We start from the raw sequence: 19,902 nt of genomic DNA on the forward strand, positions 1-19,902 counted from the left end.
GAAAAAATTCAATATGATGTTCCTCGGACGGGAAGCGAAGTACATCCAAAGAGAAAAAACATGATTTGATGTCCCTCGGATCGAGAGCGAGGTACACCAAAAGAGAAAAAATTCAATATGATGTCCCTCGGATCGAGAGCCAGGAACATCAAAAGAGAAGAAACTCAATATGATGTCCCTCGGATCAGAAGCGAAGTACATCAAAAGAGAAAAAACATGATTTGATGTTCGTCGTGTGGGAAGCGAGGAACATCAAAAGAGAAAAAACATGATTTGATGTCCCTCGGATCGAGAGCGAGGGGAATCAAAAGCAAAAAAAATCAATAAGATGTCCTCCAGACCGGACCACCAATCTCTCCGTCTCCCATCAACAAGCACTCCACCCACAAAAAATAGCCGGTCCGCAAAACATACGGACCGGCCATAAAAAAATTCACATCACTGCTCAGAATTCTGGCGGTTTGTTGGATGCACAGCTTTTTCGAGTTCTTCTTTTGCGATTACATTCTGAACTGTGTCAGCATTCGGTTTCCCTTTTTGGCTGTATCCCTTTTCGCGCTTTTGGCTCATGTTTGTCTTCCTTTCCTAATAGGATATAGGATTAGGATGCTCAAGGGAGTGGGAGCTATTCAGGTTATTGACCAGCAGTTTGCAGTTTGTAATAGCCGGTGTCGATGCTGCGGGAAAGGTGAGGTGCGACAATATTCACCGCGGCAACAAGCCTGTCGAGATCAACTCCTGTGTCGATCCCCATTTGTTCAAGCATAAAAACAACATCCTCTGTGGCCGCATTGCCTGACGCACCGGGGGCAAACGGACAGCCTCCGAGTCCGCCGGCGGAAGTGTCGAAACGATCCACTCCAGCCTGAAGGGATGCAAGAATGTTAGCAAGCGCCATTTTACGTGTATCGTGGAAATGGGCTGTTATCAAAACATCCGGCAGAGTTTTCTTCAGCAAAGAAAAAAGCTCGTAGGACTCTTTCGGGTTAGCCATGCCGATTGTGTCCGCGACACTCAGTTCGTCCACCCCCATATCAGCGAATTCCCTGCACAATTGAAGAGTTTCCTGTGGAGGAATTTTTCCTTCGTAAGGGCAATAGAATGAGGTAGAGATGCAGGCGCGGACATAATGGCCTTTTTCTTTGAGTTCAGCAACAATCGGTTTCAGCTCTTCAAGGCTTTCGGTTGTCGTTTTATTGATGTTTTTCTTGTTGAAACTGTTGCTGACTCCGACAAAAACGGCAACCGCTTTTCCTTTGGTTTCAAGAACACGGTCAACACCTCTCCGATTTGGGGCAAGCACCATGTCCCGTTCGCTGTTCAAACAGGCTTCCACGATTTCACCGGCATCTTTCATCTGGGGCACCCACTTGGGCGACACAAATGAAGTGAGTTCCATTTCCTTCAAGCCCGCCCCTTTGAGAGCACGAATAAACTGTATTTTAATGTCTGTGGGAACAAAGTTTTTTTCGTTTTGCAGTCCGTCTCGCGGGCCGACTTCTATCATTGTGACTTTTATTGGTAAGTCCATTGAAATTCCTCCAGATTCAAAGATAAGTTCTATCTACATTGTAGAAAAATTCAGATTTAAAAAGCAACTATAAATATTTTGACGAATTAAAAGGAATTTAAGCGCTTACATAGAAAATATAATAAGTAGATGTAAAAAAGAGAGGCAGCTTGCCCCGTTTTCTCGCAAGTTCTGCTTAAGGAGGAACAAGATCATGAAAGAAGTAGTAATCGTGAGTGCGGTCCGTACAGCCATCGGCAGCTTCAACGGATCTTTAAAGGATATCCCGGCACCGGAACTGGGAGCGATAGTGATCAAGGATGCACTGGAAAAAGCAGGAGTATCGATGAATGATGTAGATGAAGTCATTATGGGGAATGTGCTGCAGGCAGGTCTCGGGCAGAACCCGGCAAGACAGGCGGCATTAAAAGCAGGCATGCCTGAAACGGTTCCTGCCCTGACAATCAATAAAGTATGCGGATCGGGGCTGAAAACGGTCCATTTGGCTGCACAAGCAATTATCGCAGGTGATGCAGACATAATCGTTGCGGGCGGAATGGAAAATATGAGCCAGGCACCTTATTTGCTTCCAAATGCAAGGAACGGCTATAGAATGGGCGACGGAAAAGTGGTCGACAGCATGATTTCAGACGGCTTATGGTGTGCGTTCAATGATTATCATATGGGAATGACGGCAGAAAATCTTTGCGACCGCTATTCCATCAAAAGGGAAGAGCAGGACGAATTCGCGGCATGGAGCCAGGAAAAAGCAGCGGCCGCAATGGAAGCAGGTAAATTTGACAGCGAGATTGTACCTGTCGAAATTCCTCAAAGAAAAGGGGATTCCCTTATTTTTAAAACCGATGAATTTCCGCGGAAGAGCTCGACAGCAGAGAAATTGTCAGGTTTAAGGGCGGCATTTAAAAAAGAAGGAAGTGTCACGGCAGGAAACGCATCCGGCATCAATGATGGAGCGGCTGCAGTTGTCGTCATGTCAAAAGAGAAGGCGGACCAGCTGGGAATCACTCCGCTTGTGACGATCAAAGCAAATGCCAATGCTGCGGTTGATCCGGCAGTTATGGGCATAGGACCAGTATCTGCCGTAAAGAATGTTTTGGAGAAATTAAGCTTGTCCCTGACAGATATGGACTTGATAGAAGCGAATGAAGCATTTGCTGCCCAGTCTCTTGCGGTTGACCGTGAACTTCAATTTGATAAAGAAAAGCTGAATGTGAATGGAGGGGCGATTGCCCTTGGCCATCCAATCGGCGCAAGCGGGACACGCATCCTTGTGACCCTCATTCATGAAATGGGCCGCAGAAATGCGAAGCGCGGACTCGCGACCCTTTGCATCGGCGGCGGACAAGGTGTAGCAACGATAGTAGAAAAAGTTTAGCCATAAAGCGAAGGAGGAACCTTGATGAAACAAGTATTTACTTCTTTTAATGACGCAATTGAGGATATTAAAGATGGAGCCACATTGATGGTCGGCGGATTTGGGCTGTGCGGAATCCCGGAAAACCTGATTCTTGCCCTTGTTGAGAAAGGTGTAAAAGACTTAACGGTCATTTCCAACAACTGTGGAGTGGATGACTGGGGACTTGGCTTGCTCTTGCGCAACAAGCAGATCAAGAAGATGATCGGATCCTATGTGGGCGAAAATAAAGAGTTTGAAAGACAGGTGCTTTCGGGAGAAATCGAGGTAGAGTTGGTGCCTCAAGGGACACTTGCCGAAAAAATCAGGGCAGGCGGAGCGGGAATCCCTGCATTCTACACCCCTGCAGGAGTCGGAACGCCGATTGCAGAAGGAAAAGAGACCCGGACATTCAACGGAAAAGAGTACTTATTAGAGGAAGCGTACACAGCTGACTTCAGTCTCGTCCGGGCTTGGAAAGGCGATAAAATGGGAAATCTGATCTACAACAAAACGGCAAGAAACTTCAACCCTATGATTGCAGCGGCTGGAAAAGTGACGATCGCAGAAGTGGAAGAGCTGGTGGAAACGGGCGATCTCAACCCGAATGAAATCCATACTCCAAGCATCTATGTGAAGCGCATCATCCAGGCTGAGCAGGAAAAACGGATTGAAAGAAGAACAGTCAGAAGCTAATAAATCCAAGTCAGGGAAAGGAGAGAAGAAAATGGACCGCGCGAAAATGAGAGAAAAAATAGCCAGAAGAGCAGAAAAAGAGATACAGGACGGATTCTATGTCAATCTTGGAATCGGAATGCCGACATTGGTTGCCAACTATATTTCAGACAATAAGCAGGTTGTTCTTCAATCAGAGAATGGATTACTCGGTATCGGGCCATACCCTTCAGAGGAAGAGGTGGATGCTGACCTGATCAATGCTGGAAAAGAAACGGTAACAGCGATCCCGGGCTCTTCCTACTTTGACAGCTCGGAATCTTTTGCCATGATCAGAGGCGGTCACATCAACGTGGCAATCCTTGGCGGAATGGAAGTGTCCGAGAAAGGAAATCTGGCCAACTGGATGATCCCAGGCAAGATGATCAAAGGGATGGGAGGCGCCATGGATCTTGTTCATGGAGCTCAGAAAATCATCGTCATTATGGAACATGTGAACAAAGACGGTGAGGGCAAAATTCTAAAAGAATGCAGCCTCCCGCTGACAGGAGAAGGCGTAGTGAATAGAATCATCACCGACCGTGCCGTCATTGACGTAACGGACAATGGGCTGGTTCTGCGGGAAGTGGCAGAAGGCTACACTGTTGAAGATGTAACTTCGACAACCGAACCTCAATTGATTATTGGAGATAACTTGGTGACCGATGCATTTTAGTTTCTTATACGCGAATTAGGAGTGACACTCAACTACGGAAAATAGAGGTCAGGTGTCACTCGTGCGGTTCACGAAGGACACCAACCCACAGAAAGTAGTATCCAGGTGTCACTCGTACGGTTCACGGAGGACACCTAACAACAAAAAACAGGGATTTGGTGTCACTCATATGAACCACGAAGGACACCAAACCTCGAAAAACAGTATCCTGGTAGTTTTTTGCAGAGGGAAGCGCTATGCTTCTCTTTTTTTATTTTTTTGGTAAAATCATGGTATTGCAGTTTCGGTATGGCTGATTCTCTTTAGTCTGAGAGGAGAGCTCAGAGGTTTTGAGGAAAACGTACCATCAACAAAGAGCGCTCCCTTCGATAACGGTACGATTCAGAAAGAAACGTACCAACATCAAGGACCGAGTGACAAGATAATGGCAGGATCCGGAAAGAAACATACCATTAACAAAGAGCGGGTTCTAAGATAACGGTATGATTTGAGAGGAAACGTACCATTAACAGAGAACCAGCACCTCGATAATGGTAAGTTTCTAGAAAAAACATACCATAAACAAAAAGCACCCCCTCGATATGGTGCGATTTAAAGGAAAACGCACCATCAACTAATTGCGGGTACCGCGTTAACGGTACAAATCAGAAAGAGGAGGAAAATCCCCATGAAGAAAAAACAGCAGCGGAAGCGTCCATCCGCAAAGAATAATGAAGAATTGACATTGAAGGACACATTGCAATCTGATGTTTTTCAGGCGTTAAAGGATAAAAAGAAGGAGCTTGAAAAAGAAGAAACCACCCGGAAGGAAGAGGAAGCGGAGAAAAAAAGGGAAGAAGCGAGACAGCGTGAGAAAAATAAATCATTTGAAGAACTTCTGGGTGAAAGCGGCATGAACTGGAAGGATTATAAGTGATGTCGAGGAAAGTCGAGGTGACTTCTTACCGTCCTCAGTGGAGAGAGCAATATCTTCAAGAAAAGAAAAGGCTGGAAACAGTTTTTCAAGGAACGAACGCGGTGATTCATCACATCGGCTCGACGTCGGTGGAAGGATTGGCGGCCAAACCGATCATCGACTTTCTTATTGAAATTACAGACATTGGTGCGGCGGATGACAGGACTGACAATTTAGAGGCACTGGGGTATGTGGGGAAAGGTGAAAATGGAATAGCCGGCCGCAGATATTTTTTCTTTGAAAATAAAGAAGGCGAAAGGTTGTATCATGTTCATATCTTCGCGTCAGGCAGTGAAGATATCGAAAGGCACTTGCTTTTCAGAGATTATCTGAGAATGAGGAAAAATGAAGCGGAAAAATACGGCAGGCTGAAAAGTGAATTAGCGGCAAAATATCCGAATGATATTGAAGCTTATATAGAAGGAAAAAATGATTTTGTCCAGGAGTTGGAAATGCGAGCTTTGAAATGGGCACGAAGCAGGTGAAATCAAAAGTACAGGCTGCTGCTTTTCCATGGTACAATTCCCTACCCCGCTTTCCATTACAGAAAAAAAGTAGTGTCTGGTCAGAAATCAAATCTGAACAGAACACTACTTTTTTTATGCTTACAGCTGGACTGCATCACAGAGGGATTAAACCAGCAGAAGAAGAGCAAGATACACGGGAAGTTTCATTTTATCTAAAAGGCTCTTTTCGAAAACTTTTTCTCACTTACCGAATTATAGAGTCTGTTTTTACCTTTGAAGACCTTGAATTGGTATAGACAACTATACTGATTGGGTGCTAAGATTAAAGAGAATAAAGGTGTACTGTATATAGAAAGAACCGAATGGTCTCCACTCTGAAAGGATGAAATAAGAATGACGAGCCATAAACCTATTTTGCTTAGAGGAATGCAGATTTATTCCGGGGACTCAAAGCTGGAAAAGGGTTATATAAAGATGAAAGACCACAAGATTGTCGACATTGGGCCAGAGGAGGAGTTAACCGGAGCGGAAGGATATGAAATTCTCGACTTTCCTTCTGGTTCCAAGGCTGTTCCCGGCTTCATTGATGTTCATATCCATGGAGTGAACGGTGCTGATGTGATGGATGCGACAGAGGAAGCATTGGATAATATGGCAAGAACTCTTCCCCAGGAAGGGACCACCAGTTTTTTAGCGACCACCATCACTCAAAGCAGGAATGAAATTGAAAAGGCTTTAAAAAATGCGGGAAGTTACATTCATAGACAGAAAAATAACGGGCAGTCAGAAATCATCGGCATCCATTTAGAAGGGCCATTTGTGAATGAGAAGAAGGCAGGAGCCCAGCCGAAGGAGCATATTGCAGATCCCGACGTGGATGTTTTTAAAAAGTGGCAATCTCTATCGCAGAATTCTATTAAGCTTGTCACATTGGCTGTTGAACAATCTGGCGGCCTGGAAATGGTACGGTACTTAAGGGATAACGGAGTCATTGCATCCATAGGCCATTCTGATGCTGCCTATGAAGAAGTCGGTGAAGCCATTGAGGCCGGTGCCAATCATGTCACCCATCTATTCAATCAAATGAGAGGGCTGCACCACCGTGAGCCTGGTGTTGTAGGAGCAGCCTTTTTAAGAGATGAGTTAAAAGCTGAAATCATCGCTGACGGAATTCATGTGCGTCCTGAAATGATCAAGCTGGCCTATAGGGAAAAAGGGGAAAAGGGAATCATCCTGATTACGGATTCCATGAGAGCGAAATGCTTGAAAAATGGACAATACGATTTGGGAGGCCAGGAGGTCATTGTCCAGGACGGGAAAGCAGTTCTTGAGGACGGCACCCTCGCAGGCAGTATTCTGAAGATGAGTAATGCTGTCAAAAATATGATGGCTTATACCGGCTGCGAGCTCCACGAGGTTATTGAAATGGCATCGGTTAATCCAGCAAAACAATTGAACATATTCGACCGAAAAGGAAGCATCAAAAAAGGAAAAGATGCGGATATCGTCATATTGGATGACAAAATGGATATTCTGATGACCTTCTGTCGAGGAACGATTGCTTTTAAAGAAGAGGAGAATTAAAGTGAAAATCATTGAAGCAGGAGACTACCAGGAAATGAGCCGATTGGCAGCGGATTATATTTCTGGAAAAGTCCGCAGTTCTGAAAAAATAAACATTGGCCTCGCGACAGGCGGAACACCGATCGGAACCTACACCAAATTAATTGAAGATCATCAAAAAAATCAAACTTCATATACAAACGCATCCACATTCAATTTAGATGAGTATGTCGGTCTTTCTGGAGACCATCCCAATAGTTACCGACATTATATGAATGAAAAGCTCTTCAATCATCTCGATATAAAAAAATCAAACACGCACATTCCTCGCGGCGATGCACGGGACATGCTGCAGGAATGTCTGGATTATGAAAAAAAGATAGCAGAATGCGGGGGAATCGACCTGCAGATTCTTGGGATCGGAAGCAACGGGCATATAGGCTTCAATGAGCCGGGAACCTCATTCAATTCCAACACCCATCTGGTACGATTGGCACCATCAACCCGGGAGGCAAATGCCAGGTATTTTGAAAGCCTTGAAAAGGTACCGACGAAAGCCATCACTATGGGAATTTCAACAATCATGAAGAGTAAGGAAATCCTGCTCCTTATTTCAGGTGAAAGAAAAAGAGAGGCTTTTGCCCGTCTCATGGAGAATGAAGAGACCGAAAACTTCCCTGCTTCTATATTAAGAAACCACCCCCAAGTTACAATAGTTGCTGATAAAGCAGCTCTGGGAAATAACAGTTGGTTTTTGTGAGAAAGCTTAAAAGAAAGGGTGTTCGTCTAGTAAAATGATTAAAAAAAATTCCCCTATCCCTATATATTATCAACTTGGTGAAATCATCAAAGAAAAGATAGAAAGCAGTGAGCTGAAGCCAGGTGACTCTCTCCCTGCAGAAAGAGAATATGCCGAGCAATTTCAAATCAGCCGGATGACCGTGAGACAAGCTTTCACACAATTAGTGAATGAAGGGTATTTGCACCGCATACAAGGCAAGGGCACATTCGTAGCGGAACGGAAGCCTAAAATTGAACAGGCCCTGCAGGGATTAACAAGCTTCACTGAAGATATGGTATCAAGAGGATTGAAACCCGGGAGCAAGTTGGTTCAATTTGAAATCATCCCCGCGACAAGCTACATAGCTGCTCAGCTAGGGATACAGGAAGGTGGACCTGTCTATGAAATAAGCAGAATTCGTTTAGCGGATGATATGCCAATGGCACTGGAAACCAATTATTTATCAGCCAACTTCATCAAAGGCCTGACAGAAAAGATAGTAAATCAATCACTTTATGCCTATATCGAGCAAGAATTGGATTTGAAAATTAACCATGCCTCCCAAGTGATCGAATCATCTGTGGCCAGTGAAATGGAAGCTGAACTTCTTGATATTCAACCGGGTGCACCTGTGATGCTGATCCAAAGACATACCTTCCTTACAGACGGAACCCCTGTGGAATTTGTTCAATCATCCTACCGGGCGGATCGTTATAAATTCAAAATTCAAATGAACAGATGATGGAGTGGGGGGATTGGATCGTGCTTAAGCAATATTTTAAGAAGCTTGAAGAGTTATTGAATACTGTAGAGAATGCCGAAATTGAAAATATCAAAAAAGCCGCAGTGGAAATAGCACGGAGCATCCAGCAAGGCGGAATAGTCCATGTATTCGGTTGCGGACATTCACATATCCTTGGTGAAGAATTATTTTACCGTGCCGGGGGATTGGTTCCCATCAGTCCTTTATTAATAGAAGATTCGATGCTCTATAAAGGTGCGGTACGTTCCTCACAATTGGAAAAAGAAATAATAGGCTGAAGGTTATCATACCAATTGGTTTAGATGGCTATTTTATATGAATGGGGAATTTGAGGGGTATCTCAGGCACCGCTTGGCCAAGAAAACCGAAGTGAAGAGGTTTCTAAAAAGTCTTAAGAGACCACATGGCCAGGAAAACCGACGTGAAGAGGTCTCTAAAAAGCCTCTAGAGACCACATGGCCAGAGAAACCGAAGTGAAGAGGTCTCTAAAAAGCCTCTAGAGACCACATGGCCAGAGAAACTGGAGTGAAGAGGTCTGTAAAAAGCCTCTAGAGACCACATGGCCAGAGAAACCGAAGTGAAGTGGTCTGTAAAAAGCCTCTGGAGACCACATGGCCAGAGAAACTGGAGTGAAGAGGTCTGTAAAAAGCCTCTGGAGACCAGCTGGCCAGAGAAACCGAAGTGAAGTGGTCTGTAAAAAGCCTCTAGCCACCACATGGCTGACAACGAAGTAAAATAGAATGTAAAAAAGTTAACACTGAACTCTTTTCCCGCAAAAAAAATCACAGCAATAAAAAAGCAGGGGCCATGGTTCACCACCACGGCTCCCTGCTTTTTACAAAACCTCACCCATCTTCGAAAACCTAAATGCGGTGCTGTTCATATACATTCTGCTTCGTTAATTCCTTCAATACCTGAATCTCCTCTTTGGCAAGCGGCTCTGATTTTACGGCCTTGGCGTTTTCCTGAACCTGGCGGACAGAACTTGCGCCTGGGACGACGGCGGAAACTTCCTCATGGCTTAGGATATATTGAAGGGCGATTTCGTTCATGGATCGCTCATCTGCCAGTTTGCCATGAATGCTTGAAAGGACTTCCTCGAGCTCCTGATAAGAGTAGTCGAGATATCCATTCTCTTTGATTTTTTCTGAAGCTTTTTCAAGCATCTTATCACTAAGCAGCCCCTTTGCGACAGGGCCTCTTGTCACGACGCTCACATTTTTTTCTTTAAGGAGGGGGAACAGTTCCTCCGGACGTCTGTCCAATAAGCTGTACTGCATCATTACAGAGACCAGGTTGGAGGACTCTGTGAAGCGTTTTATGACATTTTGCCGGATAGAGGAGATTCCGTAATAACGGATGATTCCTTCCTGTTGCAGTTCTTCGAAGGCTTCAATTGTTTCATCAGCGGGGTCCTCAATGGTACCGCCATGAAGCTGAAATAAATCAATATAATCAGTTCCTAGTCTTTTTAGGCTGTTCTTAGCAGCTTCCTTTATATATTCCTTAGAAGGATCCCAATGCCAGTTATCCTTGGCATCATTCCAGCGATTGCCGGCTTTAGTGGCGATGATGACATCCTCCCTGGCTGATTGCAGGGCTTTGCCGACGATTTTTTCGTTTTCACCGAAGTCGTAAAGGTCGGCTGTATCAAAATAATTGATACCCGCTTCTAAGGCTGCTTCAATGATGTGCTGAGCTTTATCAGGATTTTCTCCAAGGGACATACAGCCCAGCCCCATTTTGCTTACATACAGTTCAGAATTGCCTAATTGCCGTTTTTCCATGATTGCCTCGCGTCCTTTCTTCCTTTTTGTTAATGATATTGTACCGAATAAGGACAAGAGAAACCAAGTTTACTGTTTCGCATTCTTGGAGGCCTGGATCCACTCTTCAACATTCTGAAACTGTTTACTGTATTCTTTCAGTTTTGCTCTGACTTCCCATGCTTTTCCACAGAGAATGAATCCATTAGAGCGAATAATGACTTTCATCTGTAAAAACCTCCGCAAATGAATTTTAAAAATGATAAGGAATAGACTACAGACAGGTACGGTGTGATTAATACATATTCAAAAGAGGAAATAGTATGAGTGAAAGCAAGAAAGAAGGGATGGTAAAGAAATTTTGCTATAATGGATGACAACTATAGTTTTAGGACAGGAGTGTTATGATGAAGAAATTTGAAGAAAAGACATTGAATACAGAAAAGATTTACCAGGGGAAAATCATTGATTTGCAGGTGGATGAAGTAAGCCTGCCTAACGGAAAGACTTCAAAGCGGGAATTGATTAAGCATCCTGGTGCAGTCGCAGTCATTGCGCTGACAGAAGAGGGCAAAATCGTGATGGTCGAGCAGTACCGAAAAGCGCTGGAAAAATCAATTGTAGAAATACCTGCCGGGAAATTGGAAAAAGGCGAAGAACCTATGAAGACGGCGGAAAGGGAACTGGAAGAGGAAACAGGGTATGGCTGCAGAACCATGAAGCCGCTCATATCCTTTTATACATCACCCGGATTTGCTGATGAACTGGTGCATTTATTTATCGCAGAAGATATTTACAAGATGGAAAATGCGAGCGGGGCAGATGAAGACGAGTTTGTAGAACTGCTGGAGGTCACTCTTGAGGAAGCGCAGTCAATGATTGAGGATCAAAGGATTTTTGATGCAAAGACTGCTTATGCTGTTCAATATTTGCAATTGAAAGAAGCAATGAAGCGCTGATGAAAGAATACTTTGCCGATCTCCACATCCATATTGGAAGGACTGCAAAGGGGCGCGCGGTAAAAATAACAGGATCAAGGACCTTGACACTGCAAAATATCCTGCGTTATTCCGGAGAACCAAAAGGCCTTTATATGACCGGGATCATTGACTGCCATTCCCCTGAAGTCATTCAGGAAATTGAAGAGCTGCTCGGAACTGGGGAACTGATGGAACTGGAGGATGGCGGCTTTCAGCACCGTAACGGTCTTGTTTTGATTCCCGGAAGTGAACTTGAAATATATGATGAGAACTGTAAAGGCCCCATCCACGTCCTAGCGTATCTTCCAGAACTCGCGGCGTTGAAATCATTTTCAGCATGGCTGAGTGAAAGAGTGACCAATATCCATCTCAGTTCTCAGAGAATCTATGCAGGGGGACAGGAACTTCAGCGGGAAGTGAAGTCCCTCGGCGGCCTGTTCATACCAGCCCATATTTTCACCCCTTTCAAAAGTCTGTATGGTAAAGGAGTAAGGAACTCCCTAAGTGAAGTGTTCCTTCCAGACATGATTGATGCCGTGGAGCTGGGCTTGAGCAGCAATACGGAGATGGCCAATTCCATTGCCGAGCTGCATGCTTATACCTTCCTGACTAATTCGGATGCTCATTCGCTTGCCAAGATTGCCAGGGAGTACAACTCCATTACAATGGAAAGCCCTTCTTTTAAAGAGCTTGGAATGGCCCTTCGGAATGAAGAGGGAAGGGGGATTGCAGCCAATTACGGTTTGGATCCTCTTTTGGGAAAATATTATGAAACGACTTGCAGCGATTGCAGTACCATAGTTCCCGATAAAGGGGAAGAGTGCCCGGATTGCGGTCATACTAGAAAAATCAGAGGGGTAAAGCATCGGATCGCGGATTTATCCGGAGAGGCGGTCCCGCCGGCAAGGCCTCCATACATTCCGCAGGTCCCACTGGAATACATTCCCGGCCTAGGCCCCAAAACAATGGAAAAACTGCTGAATCATTTCGGCACAGAGATGGACATCCTTCACTTTGTTCCGAAAGAAAAGTTAGCAGAAGCCACGACTGAACCTCTTGCAGAAAGCATCCACAAAGCAAGGATTGGAAAGCTTGCCATTCATGCCGGCGGCGGAGGGAAGTACGGGAAGGTCTCCAGACAAAATAATAATCAGTAAGCATGTTATCCTTGTCGTCTTAATCATTGGAAAACAGGAGACTGAAAGAAGAGGTTCCTGAATAGTATCGTCGTGTTATCTCAACTAAATGACAATAAAACGTCCTGTGATTTGCACAGGGCGTTTTATTGTTTTAGAAGTTGCTATTGCAGAAAATAGATAACTTTTTGAAACATAATGGAAGCGGTCAGCGTCTAATCGTGAAAGAGTGTTTCAGTTGTAGTAAAGGGATGATGAGATGGACTCCATTAATCTGAGGGTTTCTATGGCAAATTTCATTAGGGATTTCAGCGGTTGCTTTTCTTTTCGGTATCATGAAAAAAATCCTTGGTTCTGCTGTTGATTAGTTTCTTAACCTCTTTATTCTTGCACCTGCTGGCGGCGAAAACGTTCAATAGCAAAAAGACTCGTTTCTTGACGAGTCTTTTTGCTATTGACCAATGCAGGTTCGAGAATAAAACTGGTCCTTCACCCTTTAGGTACTTCCCGCTCAAGTTATCCCCTCTCATTCAAGTCAAGAAACTCACAGATATTACTCACATACTCCTGTTTAGGATACGAGTTGTATAAGATACCGGCAAGGCGGACAGGGTCACCAAAGAAATACCTTTCATATTGAGTCTGCCTGGTGCCAAAGGGGCTCATGGTAAGGTCCCATGCCAGGCGGAATATCCTGGTTTTGTCCTCAGCGGTTTGGTTCGTTCCTTTAAGATACTTATCAAGGTCAGGCTTTATTGGTGAATCAAAGGCGTTTTCTGCAGGGAGGGTGACCATTCCGCTTGCTCCGATCAGCTGAAGAATTTCAGCGAAACGCGGATAGATTTTAGGAAAAATGTTCGTCGCTACCCGAAGAGGGATGATGCTTGGGCGCATGAACCCTTGTTCATCCTGTTTTGCATCATTTTCGGATTTCTCCAGCATGGCTTTCATGGTCTCGAGTCCAATGATGACTTCAGATACTTTCTCTTGAATATGGAGGTATTCTCTCACACCAATTGTCTCTATCAGGAGTTCAGCCAGGCCAAGGACAAACTCCAGCTTGACGATTTGCCTGGTCAGGACCTGGTGGGTAGCAAAGTGATGAAAAGAGCTTTCCAGGATAAGTTTGTTGGACGCGTCTGGATTGTCGTAAAAAAATACAGAGTCCCAAGGGACGAGTACATCATCGAAAACAATGATGGAGTCCATCTCCTCATATCTGGAGCTGAGGGGATGATCAAAAGTCGAACTTCCTCCTACAAATGAATCCCTGCAAATGAACTTCAGACCTTTTGTGTCAGAGGGTATTGAAAAAGCAAAAGCTTCACCAGTTTCGAATAAAAGTTTGCTCGGGGCACTGAAGACCAAAACTTCATCACTTAACCCTCCTTGTGTGGCAAGAAGGCGTGCACCTTTTATAATGAGGCCGTCCTTATTCTTATCGATGACCCTGGCAGAGACGGGGGCATCATCGTCTTCAAAATAGCTCTGCGAACGATTGACTTGAGGAGTGATGAAAGTATGGGTAAAGGACAGGTCGTTCTCCCGCGCCCGCTCGTATACTGTCTGAAAATGAGCGGGAAAACAATTCTCTTGCTCTTTTAAAATAGTCGCAGAACAAGCAAAGCTCATGAGAACCGTGCTGAGGTAATCGGGGCTTCTTCCCATCATCCCGCAAGTGTGTCCAGCCCAGCGCTCCATCATTTTCCGCCTAGTATATAGATCATCTTTTGTTACTGGCTGCAGAAAAGAAAGTCCTACAGGCTCCTTTGTGGACGGAGAAGAGTAGGTCATTTCTTTCATGTGATCCGGATTTCTTTGTAAATCATAGAGAGAGGCTTTTGTCTCGATGACCCCCTTGAAGGCGGGGTGCTCAGATAATCTTCCCTCTAATCGCTTCCCATCAAACCAAATCTCTGTTTCCATGCTATCAAGCCGGTTGATATACGTTTTTCCATTGATGGCTCCCAATTGCTTCATCCCCCCGGTGTAATGAAGGCTCACGGCCGTATTTGCGTTCATTATATTCACAGCTGTCTATGTCCGATTGAGGTATGTGTCCATAGGGGGGAATCCAGATTTGAAGAGAATTGAGTGACAGTTAGGCGGCTTTAATGGAGATGATATTCCCATTCATCCGCCAAAACTGAATATACACAGGTGTTTCTTAGGTTCTTTCCATCAGCGCTCAAGCTGTCACGGCGAAGGATACCTTCCAATGTGTAACCGAGACGCTCAGGAATCCGGCGTGACGCAATATTCAATTCATCACAGCGGATTTCCACTCTGTTGGCTGCAAAGTGTTCAAAAGCAAAGCGTGTCAGTTCTCTGACGGCTTCTGTTATATAGCCCTTTCCGCCATGACTAGATACTCCCCAATAGCCGATTTCAACGCTGCCCGCTCTCCAATCCATTCGGTGATATCCTGTCGAGCCCACCAGCTCTCCACTTTCTTTTTCGAAAATATGGAGCCGGAAATCTTTTCTGGCAATGAATTGAGCATAAGACTGCCGTACCCCTTCTTCCACTTCTTCGATGGATTGTTCTTTTTGGGCAAAGGGCATCCACTCTGACAGTGTTTTGATAGATGAGCTGATTGCTTCGTGCACCATTTTTCCGTCGCCTGGCTGGCAGGGCTTTATGTAAAGGCGGTTGGTTTCAATACGTTCTGGAAAATCAATAAGGATGGGTTTATCCATCGTGATTCCTCCTCAGTTTTCTGAAAATTATAGCGGATAAAAACACTGCCTGCAAGACAATTGGACATTTCCATGAAGGAACCTATTTTTCCAACAGACATAATTACTAGATTTGCTACATAGTATCTAGTAACACGTATTTAGGAGGAAAAAAGATGCGAAAGGGAATCTCAGCAAAAAATCCAGTAATTGAACATGTACAGTCACATTCCTCTATCTATTTATTCATATTGACTCTCTTTTTAATGGGTGTGATCTTCGGTGCTGTGGTTGTTAACAGCCTTTCATTTACTCAAAAAGAAGATTTGTATTTCTATCTCGGACAGTTTTTTGGAGAGATATCTGATGGAAAGATTGCTTCCTCAGAAGAATTATTTCGCCAGAGCTTTCTTCATAATGTAAAGTATTTGGGGTTCATGTGGCTCCTTGGCATATCCATCATTGGTCTTCCGCTCATTTTTATCCTTCTGTTTATGAAAGGGGTAGTGATAGGGTTCTCAGTAGGCTTTCTGGTGAATCAGATGGATTGGGACGGTTTCCTGCTATCTTTCGCAGCAGTTCTTCCACAAAACATCGTGATCATCCCTGCATTCATCTTTATCAGTGTCATTAGTGTCAGCTTTTCCTTGACGCTTATCCGCAAGATATTCATGAAGCTTTCACCGCACTCCCAGGTGCAAATGCTACCGCTGCTATCAAGGTACGTCCTGGCTTTCGTTCTGGCCATAGCTGTCATTACAATTGCTGCCGGGATTGAAGCTTATATTTCACCTAACCTGATGAAGGCGATGGTCAATCTATCTACTAAATAATAATTATTATTTAATATATAGTATAATCTCTTCTTTATAATTATTTTATTTTGCTTATTCCTCCCTTTTTGATATAATAATGTAGACATTGACGAGGGAGGGAGACGGATAATGGAAAGCCGGATAGACCGTATTAAAAAACAACTTTCTTCTGCCAGCTATAAGCTGACACCTCAGCGGGAAGCGACAGTAAGAGTTTTGTTGGAAAATGAAGAAGATCATCTAAGCGCAGAAGATGTATACCTCCTCGTTAAAGAAAAATCTCCCGAAATTGGATTGGCCACTGTCTATCGGACCTTGGAGCTTTTGACAGAGTTAAAGATTGTAGACAAAATAAATTTCGGCGATGGTGTATCGAGGTATGATCTCCGTCAAGAAGGAGCGGCTCACTTTCACCATCACCTGGTGTGCATAGAATGTGGAGCAGTTGATGAAATTCAAGATGATTTACTTGAAGATGTAGAAACCATTGTAGAACGAGATTGGAAGTTTAAAATAAAAGACCACCGCCTTACGTTCCATGGAATCTGCTGGAGATGCCAGGAGAAGCCTGATAATGATGAGGAAAAATAGCAGAAAATTAAGAACTGGCTGAAACGGGTCAGTTCTTTTTTTGTCGCATAGAAATTTATTGAGTCATCTTTTGGGATAACTTACTGCCACGTTATTTACGTCGAGTTCCAGCGCCTGAGGGTCCTTACCCACTGGAACGGTCTCAGTCCCTCGGGGTCAAATAACCCTCAGAGAATAAAAGGAAAGCCCGCCTTTTTTTCTCTGAGGAACATTTGCCTGTCGGGGCTGAGAGAGGCGCTTCCGCTTTTGCACGATAACCTTTCACTTTTTTAACTTTTCCCTGGTATAAATAAGCCCTTTTTCGTCATAGCTTGTTAGAAAAGACCTTTATGGAGGACAGGCGCATGTTTCAATCAGGCATGAAGACGATTTGGCACACTGTAAAAGTGTTTATATTATTCACAGGCTCTACGATTCTTTTTTACTATGGTATCATGTGTATAAGCGAAGAATATGAAAGCTACCACAGATATGATGAGCCGGAAGGTGCCGCTGTCAAGGTATCTCAGACTGTTTCAGAGGAGGAACGCAGCTGGACTGACCGGTTATTACTTTTTTATATGAATGGGGAGTAATGCAGTTTGGAGAGCAGGCTACAAGATTTTATCCATTTTTTGATTGTTGAGAGAGGACTGGCTAAAAATTCGGTGGAGTCCTATCAGCGGGACCTGAAAAATTATTTGAAATTCCTTCAAAATGTGGATTCAGTTCATAAGTGGGATGAAGTAAAACGGGTTAACATAACGGGGTTTCTGGGTCACTTGAAAAATGAAGGGAAGTCCAGTAAAACCATTGCACGGCATGTTGCCTCAATACGCTCGTTTCATCAGTTCCTTTTGCGCGAAAAGGTAACTGAACAGGACCCTTCCGTCCATATTGAATCACCGAAGATGGAGCGTTCCCTTCCAAAGGTGCTCAGTATTGATGAGGTGGAAGCCCTTTTGGAAGCACCGCAGGAAAGCACGCCTCTTGGTATAAGGGATAAGGCGATGCTTGAAGTGCTGTATGCGACAGGCATCCGAGTCTCTGAATTGATCAAGCTGCAGATGGATGATGTTCATTTGAAAATGGGATTTGTCCGATGTATCGGTAAAGGCAACAAGGAACGAATCATCCCCATCGGCAAGGCAGCCATCTCAGTCCTGGAAAAGTACTTGCACGAAGGGCGTTCCCAATTGGTCAGTAAGAAGCATAAAGATGATTCGCTATTTTTGAATCATCATGGCAAAGGATTATCAAGACAGGGGTTTTGGAAGATCTTGAAAGGACTTGCTTCGGAAGCAAAAATTTCAAAAGAACTCACTCCCCATACTCTCAGGCATTCTTTTGCCACCCATCTCCTGGAGAATGGCGCCGATCTCAGAGCCGTCCAGGAAATGCTGGGGCACGTTGATATATCAACCACACAGATCTATACACATGTGACAAAGACGAGAATGAAGGATGTTTATTCAAAATTTCACCCGCGGGCTTAAGGTCCGGGGGCTTTTTGTTATGAAAGAATTGAAGGAGATAGAAGACACTTTAGTTTCAAGAACTGGCAATAATAAGATTACATGATGCAAGAATAATGCTTATAATAGATAAGATTAACTAAGACAGTGCTTAACTTAAAAGACTGTCTTATTATTGTTTAAATAAGGAAGCCACTCGCTGCGAATAATTCTTGAAAAGTGAAAAACTTATCAAAACAAAAAAACAGTGATTGATGTAAACGCTTGTATTTTGAAAGGTTCAGACTTAAAATAAGGTTGTCTGACTTCTGACAAGTCTTCTTTTGGTTACAACATAGTAATCAGGGTATTATAAGCATAATAATGGCTTAAGGCAAAGGTGATGGTGTTCGCAGCCTTCATACTGTCAAAGAAGGAGCAAATTTCATAAGGAGGAAGAGACGGATGAGCAATTATACATATAAAAGAATCCACCTGGTTGTGATGGACTCTGTAGGAGTCGGGGAGGCGCCCGATGCCAAGGAATTCAATGACGCAGGAGCAGATACATTAGGGCATATTGCAGAAAGAATGAATGGACTCAGCATGCCGAATATGGCTGAGCTGGGTTTAGGCAACATTCATAAAGTACAGGGAATCGAGAAGCAGGAAGCCCCGCTTGCTTACTATACAAAGATGGAAGAAGCATCTGTAGGAAAAGATACGATGACCGGTCACTGGGAGATCATGGGCTTGAATATCAGCCAGCCTTTCAAGGTCTATCCGGATGGTTTTCCTGAAGAACTATTGAAAGAATTGGAAGAAAAAACAGGCAGGCCGATAATTGGAAATAAACCGGCAAGCGGTACTGCGATTATTGAAGAACTTGGAGAAGAGCATATGGAAACAGGTGCTCTGATTGTGTACACATCCGCTGATCCTGTTCTTCAGATTGCTGCTCATGAAGACATTATTCCGATTGAAGAACAATATAAAATCTGTGAAATTGCACGCCAATTGACCAAGGAAGAGAAATACCTTGTAGGCCGCGTCATTGCCCGTCCATTTGTCGGGAAACCGGGGAATTTCCAGCGTACTTCGAACAGGCATGACTATGCTTTGAAGCCTTTCGAACGCACAGTCATGAATGAATTGAAAGATTCAGGCTATGATGTGATTGCCCTAGGTAAAATTTCTGATATTTATAATGGCGAAGGAGTAACCGAATCTGTCAGGACGAAAGACAATATGGATGGGATGGATCAAATGGTAAAATCCTTCGAACAGGATTTCACTGGGCTGAGCTTCTTGAATCTTGTCGATTTTGATGCATTATTCGGCCACCGTCGTGATCCTGAGGGATACGGAAAAGCTCTTGAAGAGTTCGATGCCCGTCTTCCTGAAGTATTCGAGCGAATGACAGAGGATGATTTGCTGATCATCACGGCCGATCATGGAAATGATCCTGTTCATCATGGAACAGATCATACTAGAGAGTACGTACCTTTGCTTGTGTATTCCAAACGCATGAATGGCGGAAAAGAGCTTCCGGTACGAAAAACATTTGCTGATATCGGAGCAACAGTGGCAGATAATTTTAATGTGAAACTTCCGAAATACGGAGAAAGTTTCCTGAATGACATTAGTAAGGAGTCGTAAT

The 19,902-nt window shown here is 44.1% G+C and carries 22 protein-coding genes; 16 read left to right on the plus strand and 6 right to left on the minus strand.

The annotated features are described in order from the left end of the window. Positions 1 to 438: 438 nt before the first annotated feature. Both FZC79_RS23800 and FZC79_RS05725 read right to left on the minus strand, forming a co-directional pair. Positions 439 to 570 (minus strand): hypothetical protein, encoded by a 132-nt coding sequence (locus FZC79_RS23800; RefSeq protein ID WP_262372231.1) that lies wholly within the window; start codon positions 568 to 570, stop codon positions 439 to 441. 64 nt (positions 571 to 634) lie between these two features. Continuing rightward, complete coding sequence (locus FZC79_RS05725) at positions 635 to 1,531, minus strand: hydroxymethylglutaryl-CoA lyase (RefSeq protein WP_187442658.1); 897 nt, start codon at positions 1,529 to 1,531, stop codon at positions 635 to 637. Between the two features lie 193 nt (positions 1,532 to 1,724). Here FZC79_RS05725 and FZC79_RS05730 point away from each other — a divergent pair, with 193 nt between their 5' ends. The 9 genes from FZC79_RS05730 to FZC79_RS05775 all read left to right on the plus strand — a co-directional run bounded on the left by FZC79_RS05730 (position 1,725) and on the right by FZC79_RS05775 (position 9,121). Further along, on the plus strand, positions 1,725 to 2,906 hold the full coding sequence (locus FZC79_RS05730; protein WP_148945878.1) for an acetyl-CoA C-acetyltransferase: 1,182 nt from the start codon (positions 1,725 to 1,727) through the stop codon (positions 2,904 to 2,906). Positions 2,907 to 2,930: 24 nt separating this feature from the next. After that, the gene (locus tag FZC79_RS05735) at positions 2,931 to 3,620 is read left to right on the plus strand and encodes a CoA transferase subunit A (RefSeq protein WP_148945879.1); all 690 of its coding nucleotides are present in this window, start codon (positions 2,931 to 2,933) and stop codon (positions 3,618 to 3,620) included. 31 nt (positions 3,621 to 3,651) lie between these two features. Then, entirely contained in the window at positions 3,652 to 4,314 is a 663-nt protein-coding gene (locus FZC79_RS05740; protein WP_148946128.1) for a CoA transferase subunit B, read from the plus strand. A gap of 667 nt (positions 4,315 to 4,981) precedes the next feature. Then, entirely contained in the window at positions 4,982 to 5,230 is a 249-nt protein-coding gene (locus FZC79_RS05745; protein ID WP_148945880.1) for a DUF3886 domain-containing protein, read from the plus strand. Next, complete coding sequence (locus FZC79_RS05750) at positions 5,230 to 5,754, plus strand: GrpB family protein (RefSeq protein ID WP_148945881.1); 525 nt, start codon at positions 5,230 to 5,232, stop codon at positions 5,752 to 5,754. Before FZC79_RS05745 ends, FZC79_RS05750 begins: the two co-directional genes overlap by 1 nt. A gap of 375 nt (positions 5,755 to 6,129) precedes the next feature. Then, entirely contained in the window at positions 6,130 to 7,320 is a 1,191-nt protein-coding gene (nagA, locus tag FZC79_RS05760; RefSeq protein WP_148945883.1) for an N-acetylglucosamine-6-phosphate deacetylase, read from the plus strand. A gap of 1 nt (position 7,321) precedes the next feature. After that, entirely contained in the window at positions 7,322 to 8,059 is a 738-nt protein-coding gene (gene nagB, locus FZC79_RS05765; protein ID WP_148945884.1) for a glucosamine-6-phosphate deaminase, read from the plus strand. A gap of 34 nt (positions 8,060 to 8,093) precedes the next feature. Next, positions 8,094 to 8,822, plus strand: a complete 729-nt coding sequence (locus FZC79_RS05770) for a GntR family transcriptional regulator (protein ID WP_148945885.1) — start codon at positions 8,094 to 8,096, stop codon at positions 8,820 to 8,822. A 20-nt stretch (positions 8,823 to 8,842) separates the two neighbouring features. After that, positions 8,843 to 9,121: an SIS domain-containing protein gene (locus FZC79_RS05775; RefSeq protein ID WP_148945886.1), complete on the plus strand. Its 279-nt coding sequence runs from the start codon at positions 8,843 to 8,845 to the stop codon at positions 9,119 to 9,121. A gap of 585 nt (positions 9,122 to 9,706) precedes the next feature. Here FZC79_RS05775 and FZC79_RS05780 read toward each other — a convergent pair. After that, positions 9,707 to 10,630 (minus strand): aldo/keto reductase, encoded by a 924-nt coding sequence (locus tag FZC79_RS05780; RefSeq protein WP_148945887.1) that lies wholly within the window; start codon positions 10,628 to 10,630, stop codon positions 9,707 to 9,709. 69 nt (positions 10,631 to 10,699) lie between these two features. Next, positions 10,700 to 10,837 carry a Z-ring formation inhibitor MciZ gene (gene mciZ / locus FZC79_RS05785; RefSeq protein ID WP_148938688.1) on the minus strand — a complete coding sequence of 46 codons (138 nt, stop codon included), beginning with the start codon at positions 10,835 to 10,837 and terminating at the stop codon, positions 10,700 to 10,702. A gap of 179 nt (positions 10,838 to 11,016) precedes the next feature. Here mciZ and FZC79_RS05790 point away from each other — a divergent pair, with 179 nt between their 5' ends. Both FZC79_RS05790 and FZC79_RS05795 read left to right on the plus strand, forming a co-directional pair. Next, complete coding sequence (locus FZC79_RS05790) at positions 11,017 to 11,568, plus strand: NUDIX hydrolase (RefSeq protein WP_148945888.1); 552 nt, start codon at positions 11,017 to 11,019, stop codon at positions 11,566 to 11,568. After that, the gene (locus tag FZC79_RS05795) at positions 11,568 to 12,746 is read left to right on the plus strand and encodes an endonuclease Q family protein (protein ID WP_148945889.1); all 1,179 of its coding nucleotides are present in this window, start codon (positions 11,568 to 11,570) and stop codon (positions 12,744 to 12,746) included. The genes FZC79_RS05790 and FZC79_RS05795 overlap by 1 nt, the downstream gene beginning before the upstream one ends. A gap of 495 nt (positions 12,747 to 13,241) precedes the next feature. On the opposite strand, the gene hpaB is transcribed toward FZC79_RS05795, so the two are convergent. After that, positions 13,242 to 14,696 (minus strand): 4-hydroxyphenylacetate 3-monooxygenase, oxygenase component, encoded by a 1,455-nt coding sequence (gene hpaB, locus FZC79_RS05800; protein WP_148946129.1) that lies wholly within the window; start codon positions 14,694 to 14,696, stop codon positions 13,242 to 13,244. A 140-nt stretch (positions 14,697 to 14,836) separates the two neighbouring features. Next, positions 14,837 to 15,424 (minus strand): GNAT family N-acetyltransferase, encoded by a 588-nt coding sequence (locus FZC79_RS05805; RefSeq protein ID WP_148945890.1) that lies wholly within the window; start codon positions 15,422 to 15,424, stop codon positions 14,837 to 14,839. A 155-nt stretch (positions 15,425 to 15,579) separates the two neighbouring features. Here FZC79_RS05805 and spoIIM point away from each other — a divergent pair, with 155 nt between their 5' ends. From spoIIM to deoB, 5 genes are all read left to right on the plus strand, one after another. Beyond that, complete coding sequence (gene spoIIM, locus FZC79_RS05810; RefSeq protein WP_148945891.1) at positions 15,580 to 16,236, plus strand: stage II sporulation protein M; 657 nt, start codon at positions 15,580 to 15,582, stop codon at positions 16,234 to 16,236. Positions 16,237 to 16,347: 111 nt separating this feature from the next. Further along, on the plus strand, positions 16,348 to 16,809 hold the full coding sequence (locus tag FZC79_RS05815; protein ID WP_148938683.1) for a Fur family transcriptional regulator: 462 nt from the start codon (positions 16,348 to 16,350) through the stop codon (positions 16,807 to 16,809). Positions 16,810 to 17,153: 344 nt separating this feature from the next. Continuing rightward, entirely contained in the window at positions 17,154 to 17,384 is a 231-nt protein-coding gene (locus tag FZC79_RS05825) for a YqzK family protein (RefSeq protein WP_252183261.1), read from the plus strand. Between the two features lie 6 nt (positions 17,385 to 17,390). Beyond that, positions 17,391 to 18,284, plus strand: coding sequence for a site-specific tyrosine recombinase XerD (gene xerD, locus FZC79_RS05830; RefSeq protein ID WP_148945892.1), 894 nt, complete (start codon positions 17,391 to 17,393; stop codon positions 18,282 to 18,284). A 423-nt stretch (positions 18,285 to 18,707) separates the two neighbouring features. Next, a complete protein-coding gene (gene deoB / locus FZC79_RS05835; protein WP_148945893.1) occupies positions 18,708 to 19,901 on the plus strand; it encodes a phosphopentomutase in 1,194 nt (397 codons plus the stop codon). The last annotated feature ends 1 nt before the right edge of the window (position 19,902 follow it).

The sequence above is a fragment of the Rossellomorea vietnamensis genome, from assembly GCF_008180615.1.
In the GTDB taxonomy this organism is placed as follows: Bacteria; Bacillota; Bacilli; order Bacillales; family Bacillaceae_B; genus Rossellomorea; species Rossellomorea vietnamensis_D.